Below are 13,393 nucleotides of genomic sequence, written 5' to 3' on the forward strand. Positions count from 1 at the left end.
GGGGTTTAATGCCCTGTTATGAAATTGAAAGTAAGAATTGTATCGCTTACATTCATATTTTTACGTAAACGGTACAACTCGTGCTTTTAAGTCATTCAATATAAATAGAGAAGGATAAGGTGATGATGTATGAAAAAAGTGAGAAAGGCCATCATACCCGCTGCAGGTCTAGGTACTAGATTCTTACCTGCGACAAAGGCGATGCCGAAGGAAATGCTGCCGATTGTAGATAAACCGACCATCCAATACATCATCGAAGAGGCGATTGCATCCGGAATTGAAGATATTATTATTGTCACAGGCAAAGGGAAGAGAGCAATTGAAGATCATTTCGATAATGCCTTCGAACTAGAGCATACCTTACAGTCTAAGGGCAAGTTCGATCTGCTTGAAGAAGTTCGGAAGTCATCCAATGTGGATATCCATTACATAAGACAGAAGGAGCCAAAAGGGCTGGGTCACGCCGTCTGGTGTGCGCGTAATTTCATTGGTGATGAACCATTCGCTGTACTCCTAGGTGATGATATTGTTGAAGCCGAAGTGCCATGTACCCGGCAGCTGATTGAACAGTATGAAATGGTAGGCAGATCTATTGTAGGTGTGCAGACTGTAGCTGAAGAGCATACAGATCGTTATGGGATTGTAGACCCACTCAGCTCAGAAGGACGTTTGTGTGCAGTTAACCGGTTTGTAGAGAAGCCGAAGCTTGGCGAAGCCCCTTCTAATCTCGCGATCATGGGAAGATATATTCTGACACCTGAAATATTTGAACTATTGGGTGATCAAGAGGCAGGCACTCATGGAGAGATTCAGCTGACAGATGCAATCCAGCGGCTGAATGAAGCAGATGGCGTATATGCATATGATTTCGAAGGGACTCGTTATGATGTGGGTGAGAAGCTAGGCTTTATCCTGACGACAATTGATTTTGCCTTAAAAAATGAAGAGCTCCGTATTCCGATTCTAAACGCATTAGGGGACATACTTGAGAAGGAATCGGTTGCGAGACTGGCAATCGGTGGAGGTGAATTCGAGTGAGCTCGAATCCGCGGACGAATGATGCAGAGATTGCACTAGAGTCTGGAGTCTATGAAGCAACGCTCGAACGAACAGAAGCAAATCAAACCTACCTTATAATGAAGAGATTAACGGATATGGTCGCCTCGCTGCTAGGATTAATTGTACTATCTCCGCTGTTTCTGCTGCTCGCCGTATTGATTAAACTGGAGGATCCGAAAGGACCGGTATTCTTCAAGCAGCAACGTGTAGGCAAGAATGAGAGAGTCTTTTATATGTATAAATTTCGATCCATGGTTCACAATGCGGAGGAGCTCTTGGAGCAGCTCTTATCTCAGAATGAAGTGAGTGGGGCCATGTTCAAGATGAAGAATGATCCGCGTGTGACCAAGATCGGCCGTTTCATTCGTAAAACAAGTCTCGATGAGCTTCCTCAGCTATGGAATGTCGTTCGTGGTGACATGAGCCTGGTCGGTCCAAGACCACCGCTGCCAAGAGAAGTCGAGGAATATTCCTTATACGACAAACAACGACTGCATGTAACACCGGGTTGTACAGGTCTATGGCAGGTTAGCGGCCGTAATAGCGTTGGTTTCGCAGAAATGGTCGAGATGGATCTGGAGTACATTCGCAAGCGTAAGTATTGGTATGATATCGGAATTATTTTGAAGACGGTAAGGTTGTTGTTTGGAGCGAAGGATGCATTTTAGGGGATGAATAATAAATGATAAATATCTTTCATAAGCAAAGCATATTATTTTTATCATTATTTGGTGGTGTGATAGCATTTCTAATATCAGATTTTATCCAGTTCAAAATAAATACTACAAATTTTAACTATTTGGTAATGCTAGTAACTTTGATACCCGTTATTCTTTACTTGATAGTATCAGCAAAAAAAAAAACCATTATAATCACTCATCCGATGTTTATATACCCTTTATGTTATTTTTTTGTATTTGGATATGGAAGCACATTAAATGATATTAATCCAGAAATAGCATACATCGGGGGAGTCTCAACGTTAATTGGATGTGCTGGATATATAACCGCATTTATTATTTTTAGCTTTGTCGACAAAACTTCTTCCTATCGAAAGTCTAAAGTTTTAGATTCGGAACTCACACTCAAAGACTATATAAGTTATTCGATTTTCTTTGAAAGAGTGTTGTTTATAATTGGATTTGGGGCTTTTTTATTATTTATCATGAGAATAGGAAGTATACCATTGTTCATGCCTAATTTAGAACAATCAAGAGTAGATGCAAATATTAGTGGAGGCTCATCTTTGAGAATTCTAACATATCTACTTATAGTTTCCTCAGTAATTGCATTTTTCAATTTCTATTATTCCAAAAAAAATAAGCTAACAAAAAACAACATCTCATTATTAGTAAGTATAATTGGAGTTTTATCTTTACTAGCCTTAGGTAACAGATCACCAGCCTTCACGATTATATATTCGTGTGCCATAATTTTTTTCCTATTGAAGTATGAAGGTAAATTAAAGATTAAGACTTTTTTAGTGACTTCTATTATTGTTTCAATTGGTATATTAATATTTGTTGGTGGTATCGGGTCGTATAGAGTTATTAATACTTCTGAATTTCATAACTATCCTGAATATGAAGTGTTTTTAGAGGAGTCTGACTATATTGGTTTATCACTATTCGTATTTGAACATTATTTAGGTATCTCATTCTTTAATTTTTCTAGAGTAATTGAGTTATTCCCTAATGTCTTAGATTTTAAATATGGACTATCCTATATAGAGACTATTTTAACTATTTTACCAGGAACGCAATACACATTAGATATGCAAATCAAACATGCGCTTGGGCAAACCTATTTGGGGGGAGGAACAATTCCTTCAGTACTTGGGGAGGCGTATGCAAACTTTGGTTATTTTGGTTGTTTTATAATTCCTTTTTTAACAACATTGTTACTAAGCTTTTTATATAAAAAGTATTTAGAACAAAAAAATAATCCAGCTCGTATTTTAATTTATGTTTTCTTCTTGTGTTACTTTAGTTGGTATTTAATTGCTGGTTACGCGGCTACAAGTATATTTCCATTCATTTCAGTATGCGTTTATTTTTTGTATAGAATATTTCTTTATTCATTAGGTAAAACAAATTTTGATGTCCTTGTTAAAAAGAAAATAGATAGAGAGGGCTAGAATAATGAATAGTAAAGTTTTATTTTTTCTTTCTCCACACAATTATTATGATCACAAACTAAAGAAGAGTAATAATAGACCTCTAAAATTGGCAGATCAATTTGCATTAGATGAGGTATTCACAGAAATTTATATTGTTAATAGGATAAAACCAAGACTCCAAAAGTTTGAAAATGACTCTAGAAAAATTATAAAAAAAGGAGTTGGCTATAAGATATATCAATGTAATGAATTTAAAAATACAAAATATATCGAGCACAACTTTCCATTCGGTTACTTAGAAGATTTCTTTGTTCCAATGATAATCAAATCCACATTAAGAAAAATATCATATAAAGACATTACTGTATTAGTGGCTGATCCTAAGTCAGCAGGGATTCTTAGGTCGAATTTAGGTTGCGGAGTGTTTGATGCATACGATGATTGGTTGATGAATAAAATGTACCAGAAAAACCGACATTATAAGGCCTTAGAAAAAGGTTACAAAACTGCTAAGGAATTTTCGGACATAATGATTTGTAACACTGATATACTCATGGAACGGTTCTATAATGGAAAAAAAACTGTTTTAATTAGTAACACTTCATCTATAGAATGCTCAAATACCTACTTAAATCAAAATAATAAAGTTAAAAAAGTAGGTTACATTGGTAATATTTATGATCGTATTGATTTTGATTTATTTAAAGATATAGTAAAGACCATGAAGAATTTAGACTTCATAATTATTGGAAAATATATAGGACCTGAGGATAATGAAAAAAAGAAGTTTGAAAATTTAACATATGAAAATAACGTAACTTATATACCAGGGGTACCTTATGAACAAGTAAGTGAAGAGATTGCAAAATTTGATGTCTGTATAATACCCCATCAAATAAATGAGTTTACTCTTACACAAGATTCAATGAAAATGTATGATTTTTTATCAATTGGCAAACCTGTTGTGACTACAGCAGTTCCTCCATCTAATTTATTATCTGAGTATTTGTATATTGCAGAAGGATATAAAGAATTTGTAGAAAAAATAAACATGGCACTAGTTGAAGATGAGGATTTGCAGCTCAAAAGGATAAATTACATTAATGAAAATAATTGGTCATCTAAAACTAAGCAACTATATGCCTTATTAAATGAGGTGAAAGCCCAATGAAATTAACTGTAGCCATTGTTACTTGGAACAGTGGGAAATTTATGAGAAGTTGCTTAGAGGGGCTTAAAGATCAAACATTTAAAAACTTTGAGTTATTAATTGTAGACAATAATTCATCTGATAATACTATCAACATTGTAAGATCTGAATATCCTACAGCTAAAATTATTATCAATAAAGATAATTTAGGTTTTTGTGGAGGTCATAATATTGGTATTAAGAATTCTATAGGTGAATATTACATGCCTTATAATCCAGATATAATAGCTGATGAAAACTTCCTATATAAAATGCTTGAGGCAATTGAGTTAGAAGATGATATCGGCTCAGTTAGTGGGAAATTGTTGAGATATGATTTAAAAAATAATTGTAAGACCAATATTATTGATTCTACAGGAATTTACTTTAAAAAGAATAGAAGATCTTTAGATCGCGGTGCAGAGGAAGTAGATGTAGGACAATATGAAGATGCACAATATGTATTTGGACCATCAGGAGCTGCACCATTATATAGAAGATCTATGCTAGAAAGTATCAAGTTAGATAACCAATATTTTAATGAAAATTTTTTTGCTTATCGTGAAGATGTGGATTTAGCATGGAGGGCCCAATTAAAGGGTTGGAAATCTATTTATTATCCGGAGGCAATAGCCTTTCATGTAAGAAACAATACCCCTGAAAAGCGAAAGCAAATGACAGAGTTTGTTAACATGCATTCTGTAAAAAATAGAATGCTGATGTTATTACAAAATGAATCCATCTTAGGATTAATTAGAGATGGATTCATTTTTATTTTATATGATTTAATGATTATCACTTATGTCTTGCTAAAAGAAAGAACTTCATACCCAGCTTTAAAATATATTTTTAGGAATCGGAAAGAAATAATTAATACTAGAAGAAAAATAATAAAAGGAGCAACAGTATCTTCAAGCGAAATGTTGAAATGGTTTGGCAGAGTGAAATTCGAGGATCTAAAATTATTAAATCAAAAACAGAATGTGTTCATTATCGGTTCTAAAGGAATCCCTGCCCAATATGGTGGTTTTGAAACGTTTGTTGAACAACTAACTGCTAGACAAGTAACAAAGAATATCTCCTATCATGTTTCATGCCTATCTAAAGAAAAGAGTGAGGATTTTCTATATAATGGCGTAAGGTGTTTCAACATTAGTGTTCCTGAGATAGGAGGCGCTAAAGCTGTTCTTTATGATCTGAAAAGTCTCAAGAGTACAATTAATTTTATCAGAAAATATAATGTGAAAAAACCTATTATCTACATTTTGGCATGTAGAATTGGTCCTTTTTATCCATGGTATAAATTTCTAATGAGAAAGCTAAATGTTCAGTTACTCGTCAATCCTGACGGTCATGAATGGAAAAGAAGCAAGTGGAGCTTACCTATTAGAACTTATTGGAAATTATCCGAAAAGTATATGGTTAAGTCATCAGATTTATTAATTTGTGATTCTTTAGGAATAGAAGATTATATTAAATCAGAGTATAAAAAGTATAATCCAAATACTATGTATATTTCCTATGGAGCAGATATTAGTCAGTCTAAATTAGAAAGTGATTCTAAGCTTTTTCTAGATTGGATGTCCAAACACTCACTTCATTCCAATGAGTACTACTTAATAGTTGGAAGGTTTGTCCCAGAAAATAATTATGAATTCATAATAAGAGAATTCATGAAGTCTGAGACTAGACGAAACCTAATTATTATTTCGAATGTTGAACAAAACAAGTTTTTTGACGAATTGAAATCTAAAACAAATTTCACTTCTGATGATAGAATCAAATTTGTTGGTACTGTTTATGATACAGAACTGCTAAAGAAAATAAGGGAGCAGGCATTTGGCTATCTGCATGGACATGAAGTTGGGGGAACCAATCCCTCTTTACTAGAAGCATTAGCAAGTACTAACTTGAACATTCTGTTAGGAGTGAACTTTAATGTTGAGGTAGGTAGAAATGCAGCATTGTATTTCACTAAAAATACTGGTAGTTTAACTGCTTTAATTGGTGAAGCTGAGAATCTAGATGAAGACACAATTATTGAGTTTGGGAAAAGTGCAAAACAAGAAATAATCTCAAGGTATAGCTGGGAACATATTGTGTATTCATATGAAAATTTATTTCTTCATTTTCATAGCAGTGATAAAGAAAATATCAAGTTTCAGAATGAGATGGATTTAATAAACTTTAATAAAAAGCAATTAAAGATAGAAGGTTAATAATAATGTTAGTGAAACATTCCATAATTTATTTGTTTTCTAGAGGTGTTCCCAGTCTAATAAATTTTTGTTCAATTCTTATTTATACACGTATGCTTTCTCCTGATTCATATGGGACATATGCATTAGTAATAGCTTTAATGAATATCTTTAATATCGTATTCTTTCAATGGCTTAGAAGTTCGGTTCTTCGATTCATGCCAAATAATAAGGATGAAAATAAGAATAACGAAATATTTAATCAAACTATTTTATTTGGCTTTAGTTTCTCTTTATTAATATCTGGAATATTTCTTTTGATAATTTCAAATTTCATGAAGGATTTCAATTTTTTGATTATGATTCTTGCACTAATAAATATATGGATATTAGCGTGGTATGAAATCAATCAAACAGTATTTAGAGCAAATCTTGAGCCTATAAGATATGGAATTATTACATTAATAAAAGTTAGTTTAAGCTTATTGATTAGTGTTGCATTGATTTATTTTGGTTTAGGAGTTGTTGGTTTACTCATAGGTATATTTCTGGGAACTTTATTTTCAATCATAGGTGCAACTAAATCTGTTTGGAAAATAAATAAAAACTTCAGAATTGATAAATCTTTATTAACCAAGTTTCTAAGATACGGACTTCCATTAACACTTACATTCTCGATGGCTTTTTTAATACAGTTTTCTGATCGCTTTATTATAAGCGCATTAATAGGGACTCCAGAGGCTGGTTATTATTCTGTTGCTTCTGATTTCTCTAATCAAACTATTGCTATGTTAATGATGATTGTGAATCTTGGAGCAATGCCAATAGCTATTAGAAAATTAGAACTTGAAGGAGTTGAGGCTGCACGTCAACAACTAGCACAGAATCTTATACTAATGTTAGTAATTGCAATGCCTGTAGTGATTGGTGGAATTCTTTTATCAGATAGCATAGCTTATTTGCTATTCTCTGGAGAATATGCCGTTTCAGTTTCTATGTTAATTCCCTATCTTTTGATAGCAACATTAATTCAAGGATTAAAGGCTTATTATTTTGATCAGTCATTTCAACTAGGCAATAAGACCACTATTCAAATAGTACCAGTTCTAGTTGGTGCGCTTACAAGTATAATATTAAATTTTATATTAATACCTATGCATGGAATAATTGGAGCAGCATTTTCTTCAATAATTTCATATACTCTTTCATTGTTAATTACTTATTTCTTAGGGAAGAATATTTTTAAACTACCTATCCCCATTAGAGATTCAATCGGAATAATAATTTCTGCATTAATTATGGCTATAGTAATTATGCCATTCCGCCATAACGATAAATTAATTACATTATTATTTGTGATCGTCTTAGGCGCTATGGTTTATTTTCTGTCCCTATATTTATTAAATGTTTATAGTATTAGAAACAAATTAAAGATAATTTTGAAAAATAAGAGAACTGAAAGTAAACAAATCACTTAATTATAATTTCAAAGGAGTGTTAATATGAAAGGAATAATCTTAGCTGGTGGAACAGGGTCAAGATTGTACCCACTTACAAAGGTAACGAACAAACATTTACTTCCCGTTGGTAAATATCCAATGATTTATCATTCAATTTTCAAATTAAAAGAAGCTGATATTAACGACATCCTCATTGTCACTGGACGTGACCATATGGGCGATGTCGTTAATTTATTAGGCAGTGGTTATGAGTTTGGTGTTACGTTCTCTTATAAGGTGCAGGACCAAGCTGGTGGAATAGCTCAGGCATTAGGATTAGCAGAAAATTTTGCTAAAGGTGAATCTATGGTTGTTATTCTTGGAGATAATGTCTTTTCTGATTCATTAACAGAGTATGTCAATAACTTTAAGAAGCAGGGAACAGGTGCGAAGGTGTTATTGCAACAAGTACTAGATCCAGAACGCTATGGAGTTGCTGAACTTGATGGCAATACAATAACATCAATTGAGGAAAAACCTAAATCTCCGAAAAGTCCTTATGCAGTAACTGGAGTGTATATGTATGATACAGATGTTTTTGACATAATCAGCACTTTAAAACCTTCTGGTCGTGGTGAATTAGAAATAACAGATGTAAATAATGCATATATTGAGAAAGGCATGTTGACCTACGATATACTCTCTGGTTGGTGGACTGACGCTGGTACACATGATTCTCTAGCATATGCGAATGAGTTGATGAGTAAAGAAGAACTTGACTTAACATTCGGTAAAGCTGTTGCATCCAAATAAATTATTAAATAATTCACGGGAGTGAAATAATTGAATATCATTCAGACAAAAATACCTGATGTTCTAATCATTGAAACCCCGGTGTTTGGTGACAACCGGGGTTTTTTCATGGAGTCCTATAACAAGCAAGTTTTTAGTAAAGCAGGAATTGAGCATGATTTTATTCAAGATAATCATTCTTATTCTGCAGAAGCGGGAACCTTAAGAGGTCTGCATTACCAATTAAGTCCAGCAGCTCAGACCAAACTGGTGAGGGTTTTGGCAGGAGCTATTTATGATGTTGCAGTAGATATTCGTAAAAATTCAGCTACCTACGGAGAATGGGTGGCTGTAATCTTAAGTGAAAGTAATAAAAGGCAACTGCTAATTCCCAAGGGATTTGCTCATGGTTTCTGTACGATCAGTCCTCATACTCAAGTGGCTTATAAGGTAGATTCACTTTATTCTAAAGAAAATGACAGGGGTATCTTATGGTCTGATCATGAGCTAGGCATTGATTGGCCGTCTACAGATGTAATTCTGTCGGATAAAGATCAGCTTCATCCTACATTTAAAGAAGCAGATAATGACTTTTAACTTAGAGGGGACGAGAAATCATGAAATTGTTAGTCACAGGCGGAGCGGGTTTTATTGGGAGTAATTTTATTCATTATATGCTGAAACAACATTCTGATATTTCTATAATTAATTTCGATAAACTTACTTATGCTGGAAATCTTGAGAATTTAACGGCTATAGAAAATCTCCCTAACTATTCATTTGTGCAGGGAGATATTTGTGATTCTGAATTAGTAAATCAAGTGATACAGCAAGAGAAGGTTGATGTTATTGTAAACTTTGCAGCTGAGTCACATGTCGATCGAAGTATTTCTGATCCAACTATATTTGTACATACGAACGTTGTCGGCACACAAGTGCTCTTAGAAGCAGCTAGAACAAACAAAGTATATAAATATATCCAAATCTCAACTGATGAAGTTTATGGGTCTTTAGGAGAAACGGGATACTTTACTGAGGAAACTCCTATATCGCCAAATAGTCCTTATTCTGCAAGTAAAGCAGGAGCGGATTTGTTAGTGCGTTCTTATCATGAAACTTTTGGAATGAATGTAAATATAACTCGTTGTTCAAATAATTATGGTCCATATCACTTCCCAGAAAAATTAATACCACTTATGATTACGAATGCTCTAGAAGATAATCAACTTCCTGTTTATGGGGATGGATTGAATGTTAGAGATTGGCTTCATGTTTCTGATCACGCAGCAGCGATAGATTTGGTGATTCGTAAAGGTAAACCAGGTGAGGTATATAATATCGGTGGGCATAATGAAAGACGGAATATTGAAATAGTGAAACTTATTCTTGATGCATTAGATAAACCACAAGATTTAATAAAGTATGTTGATGATCGTCAGGGACATGATCGGAGATACGCTATAGATCCTACAAAAATAACTAATGAATTAGGCTGGGAACCTAAATATACGTTTGACCTAGGAATTCAGGACACAATTGAATGGTATCTAAACAACAAAGAATGGTGGACCAGAATTAAATCTGGTGTATATCAAGAATACTACCAATCTCAGTATGCAACTTCTCTCAAACCATAAATTTGATATTATTTAAAGAGTGGAGGAGTCACAATGAATATTACCGTCATCGGTACCGGATATGTTGGTTTGGTATCAGGGGTTTGTTTCTCGGATATCGGTAACCATGTTATATGTGTCGATAATAACCCTGCTAAGGTCGAAATGCTGGAACGTGGTGAAGTTCCGATATATGAACCTGGGCTTAAAGAACTCATAGACAAGAACAAGGCAGCCGGAAGGCTGTCTTTTACTTTTGATACGCAAACGGCGGTTCAAGCATCGGATCTGATCATCCTGGCCGTGGGAACTCCATCATTACCAAATGGAGAAGCGAACCTGCAATATATCGAACAGGCAGCGCGTGAAGTAGCCCTTGCGATGAACGGACGCAAGATTGTAGCTACGAAGAGTACAGTGCCGGTAGGTACGAACGAACGTATCAAGCATATCATCTCTGCGTATAGTCAGCATCCATTCTCTATTGCTTCTCTGCCAGAATTCCTTAGAGAAGGCACGGCGATCTGGGATACGATGAATCCGGATCGTATCGTCATTGGTAGTGAGGATCAAGAGACGGCAGATACACTGAGTGCTCTTCATGCTCCACTCACGGATAATATCATTACCACCGATATCCGATCGGCAGAGATGATTAAGTATGCCTCGAATGCATTTCTTGCGACCAAGATCTCCTTCATTAATGAGATTGCAAATATCTGTGAGAAGGTAGGAGCCGATGTTACCCGAGTTGCAGAGGGGATGGGGTATGACCGTCGAATCGGAAGCTCCTTCTTGAAGGCAGGGATCGGATATGGAGGGTCATGCTTCCCTAAGGATACTCAGGCGCTTATTCAAATTGCGGGTAATGTGGATTATGAATTCAAGCTCTTGAAATCGGTAGTAGAGGTGAACAAGGATCAGCGGTTTAATATTATTCACAAGCTGCAGCTAGCCCTCGGTACTCTGACAGGGAAGCGGATTGGAATCTGGGGACTCGCATTTAAACCCAATACGGATGACATTCGTGATGCGCCTGCGATTGAGATCATTCAGGAACTGGTTCGTGCAGGTGCTTCGGTATACGCATATGATCCTGTAGCTACAGAAAATTTCCGGCGTGAAGTAGATAGTGACTCTATCTACTGGTGTAATGATGCTCAATCTGCTGCAAAAGACAGTGATGCCTTATGCTTGCTCACGGAATGGCAGGAGTTCGGTGAAGTGGATCTGACCGAGTTAGCCAGATCTATGAATCGTCCAATACTGATTGATGGTCGAAATGTATATGATCCTGAGAAGGTGAAGGAAGCCTCATTTATTTACTATTCTGTCGGACGTCCGAATGCGGACAATATTTCAGATTCTTATACTATAGCTATGTCCTAGGACATAGCTGTCTTTTTTTGCTTTATTGACTTCTCACTTCATGAAAGAAAGGTATGGCTCATATGAAGCGTTGGTTAAAGATTAGTCTCGGCGGAGTCGCTGCTATTGTCACTGTCGGAGTAGGTTTCGTGTGGTATATGTATGCTTCCCTTGAGACTACGGCGAATACAATCTATGAACCGCGTGAAGCGGTAGTACCCATTACCGATATCGGTGGGGGGCAGGAGTCTGCTCCGGCTGTACAGCCTAAGGTAGAGAAGATTAAGGAAATAGACCCCTTCTCCGTGTTGCTGCTAGGTGTGGATGAGAGAGCCAATGATGCAGGCCGCTCAGATACAATCATTGTTCTGACGGTGAATCCGCAGAAGCAATCCATTCAGATGTTCAATATTCCAAGGGATACCAGAACCGAGATTGTAGGCAGAGGTTCAGTAGATAAGATTAATCACGCGTACGCGTTCGGTGGGGTAAACATGTCTATACAGACGGTAGAACAATTCCTTGACGTTCCTATTGATTATTATGTCAAATTAAATATGGAAGGGTTCGTATCGGTTATTGACTTATTGGGTGGTGTTAAGGTAAACAATCCATTCGAATTTAATATGGGTGACAAGAAATTTGTGGAAGGGCCAATTACACTATCAGGCGAAGAAGCTCTACTCTACTCCCGTATGCGATATGATGACCCACGTGGCGACCTTGGAAGGAATACAAGACAGCAGGAGATTGTTCAAGAGCTGATGAAGAATGCACTTCAGGTATCCAGTGTTATGCAGATCCAGAACATCCTGGATGAAGTCGGGGGAAATGTGAAGACCGATATTACATTTGATGAAATGAAGAAATTTGTGTTGGAATATGCGAGTAGCCTGAAGAAGATCGACACCATGGAGATTCAGGGACATGGGCAGCGAATTAGCGGGATCTACTATTATATTGTGGATGAGCAAGAGAAACAGAGGGTGACGGCAGCGATAAAAGAGCATATGGATGAGGCAGAACCGTCTTGAGCAGAGCTGAGCGAAGACAGGATCATAAAAAGAAGCAAAGAAAGCGGGTCCTTCTAGCCCTCTTCCTGCTATTCTGGATTCTGTTCATTCTGTTCATGTCCACTAGGACGTATCAGCAGCAGACCATTCGCCCTCTTCTCATCCAAACCGTTCAGAAGCTGAATATTGATTTCGAGTTGCCTGATATCCGAATCAGCTATGGAGGTCATACCAATTCGCTCCGCAATAATCCATACGGCTTCACGGAGTTCGTATTCCGCAAATGTGCTCACATGTTCGTGTATGGTATCTTAACGCTGGCAGCTCATATGATTCTGAAAAAGCGGTGGGGACCTACCCTTACAGTCTATTGGGTACCGTTGGTCATTACCTTACTGATTGCGAGCGCTGATGAGTTTCTGCAGCGATTCTCCGCAGGCAGGACATCCTCCTTCGATGATGTTCTGCTGGACTTGACCGGGGGCTGTATTGCTATTCTTCTATATGTATTGTTTCAGTATGTGCGGCACAAAAGGAAGGTCTAAAGCCTCTTCCTCTCTCATACCTTGAGTTACAAGGGACAAGAGAGGAGGAGGCTTA

General features: G+C 36.2%; 12 protein-coding genes. All 12 read left to right on the forward strand.

What is annotated here, in order from left to right:
- The first annotated feature begins 129 nt into the window (after positions 1-129).
- The 12 genes from galU to PUW25_RS05625 all read left to right on the forward strand — a co-directional run bounded on the left by galU (position 130) and on the right by PUW25_RS05625 (position 13,338).
- Positions 130-1,038 carry a UTP--glucose-1-phosphate uridylyltransferase GalU gene (gene galU / locus PUW25_RS05570; protein ID WP_047912202.1) on the forward strand — a complete coding sequence of 303 codons (909 nt, stop codon included), beginning with the start codon at positions 130-132 and terminating at the stop codon, positions 1,036-1,038.
- Positions 1,039-1,067: 29 nt separating this feature from the next.
- Positions 1,068-1,727, forward strand: a complete 660-nt coding sequence (locus tag PUW25_RS05575) for a sugar transferase (protein WP_076312601.1) — start codon at positions 1,068-1,070, stop codon at positions 1,725-1,727.
- 14 nt (positions 1,728-1,741) lie between these two features.
- Positions 1,742-3,196 (forward strand): O-antigen polymerase, encoded by a 1,455-nt coding sequence (locus tag PUW25_RS05580; RefSeq protein ID WP_205053909.1) that lies wholly within the window; start codon positions 1,742-1,744, stop codon positions 3,194-3,196.
- Positions 3,197-3,200: 4 nt separating this feature from the next.
- Positions 3,201-4,349 (forward strand): glycosyltransferase, encoded by a 1,149-nt coding sequence (locus PUW25_RS05585; protein WP_079180156.1) that lies wholly within the window; start codon positions 3,201-3,203, stop codon positions 4,347-4,349.
- The gene (gene cps2T / locus PUW25_RS05590; protein ID WP_205053907.1) at positions 4,346-6,586 is read left to right on the forward strand and encodes a beta 1-4 rhamnosyltransferase Cps2T; all 2,241 of its coding nucleotides are present in this window, start codon (positions 4,346-4,348) and stop codon (positions 6,584-6,586) included. Before PUW25_RS05585 ends, cps2T begins: the two co-directional genes overlap by 4 nt.
- A gap of 5 nt (positions 6,587-6,591) precedes the next feature.
- Positions 6,592-8,043, forward strand: coding sequence for an oligosaccharide flippase family protein (locus PUW25_RS05595; RefSeq protein WP_072526577.1), 1,452 nt, complete (start codon positions 6,592-6,594; stop codon positions 8,041-8,043).
- A 24-nt stretch (positions 8,044-8,067) separates the two neighbouring features.
- Complete coding sequence (locus PUW25_RS05600; RefSeq protein ID WP_205053906.1) at positions 8,068-8,817, forward strand: sugar phosphate nucleotidyltransferase; 750 nt, start codon at positions 8,068-8,070, stop codon at positions 8,815-8,817.
- A gap of 30 nt (positions 8,818-8,847) precedes the next feature.
- Positions 8,848-9,393: a dTDP-4-dehydrorhamnose 3,5-epimerase gene (gene rfbC, locus PUW25_RS05605; RefSeq protein ID WP_205053905.1), complete on the forward strand. Its 546-nt coding sequence runs from the start codon at positions 8,848-8,850 to the stop codon at positions 9,391-9,393.
- Positions 9,394-9,413: 20 nt separating this feature from the next.
- Positions 9,414-10,433, forward strand: coding sequence for a dTDP-glucose 4,6-dehydratase (gene rfbB, locus PUW25_RS05610; RefSeq protein WP_205053904.1), 1,020 nt, complete (start codon positions 9,414-9,416; stop codon positions 10,431-10,433).
- A 33-nt stretch (positions 10,434-10,466) separates the two neighbouring features.
- Complete coding sequence (locus PUW25_RS05615) at positions 10,467-11,801, forward strand: UDP-glucose dehydrogenase family protein (RefSeq protein WP_205053903.1); 1,335 nt, start codon at positions 10,467-10,469, stop codon at positions 11,799-11,801.
- Positions 11,802-11,863: 62 nt separating this feature from the next.
- Positions 11,864-12,814: an LCP family glycopolymer transferase gene (locus tag PUW25_RS05620; RefSeq protein ID WP_205053902.1), complete on the forward strand. Its 951-nt coding sequence runs from the start codon at positions 11,864-11,866 to the stop codon at positions 12,812-12,814.
- Positions 12,811-13,338, forward strand: a complete 528-nt coding sequence (locus PUW25_RS05625; protein WP_047912188.1) for a VanZ family protein — start codon at positions 12,811-12,813, stop codon at positions 13,336-13,338. The genes PUW25_RS05620 and PUW25_RS05625 overlap by 4 nt, the downstream gene beginning before the upstream one ends.
- Positions 13,339-13,393 lie beyond the last annotated feature (55 nt).

Source organism: Paenibacillus urinalis (assembly GCF_028747985.1).
Lineage (GTDB): Bacteria > Bacillota > Bacilli > Paenibacillales > Paenibacillaceae > Paenibacillus > Paenibacillus urinalis.

What these genes read in the sequence shown, in the direction of transcription:
- galU (WP_047912202.1), top strand. Translation starts at nt 130, where the DNA reads ATGAAAAAAGTGAGAAAGGCCATCATACCCGCTGCAGGTCTAGGTACT.
- PUW25_RS05580 (WP_205053909.1), top strand. Translation starts at nt 1,742, where the DNA reads ATGATAAATATCTTTCATAAGCAAAGCATATTATTTTTATCATTATTT.
- PUW25_RS05585 (WP_079180156.1), top strand. Translation starts at nt 3,201, where the DNA reads ATGAATAGTAAAGTTTTATTTTTTCTTTCTCCACACAATTATTATGAT.
- cps2T (WP_205053907.1), top strand. Translation starts at nt 4,346, where the DNA reads ATGAAATTAACTGTAGCCATTGTTACTTGGAACAGTGGGAAATTTATG.
- PUW25_RS05595 (WP_072526577.1), top strand. Translation starts at nt 6,592, where the DNA reads ATGTTAGTGAAACATTCCATAATTTATTTGTTTTCTAGAGGTGTTCCC.
- PUW25_RS05600 (WP_205053906.1), top strand. Translation starts at nt 8,068, where the DNA reads ATGAAAGGAATAATCTTAGCTGGTGGAACAGGGTCAAGATTGTACCCA.
- rfbB (WP_205053904.1), top strand. Translation starts at nt 9,414, where the DNA reads ATGAAATTGTTAGTCACAGGCGGAGCGGGTTTTATTGGGAGTAATTTT.
- PUW25_RS05615 (WP_205053903.1), top strand. Translation starts at nt 10,467, where the DNA reads ATGAATATTACCGTCATCGGTACCGGATATGTTGGTTTGGTATCAGGG.
- PUW25_RS05620 (WP_205053902.1), top strand. Translation starts at nt 11,864, where the DNA reads ATGAAGCGTTGGTTAAAGATTAGTCTCGGCGGAGTCGCTGCTATTGTC.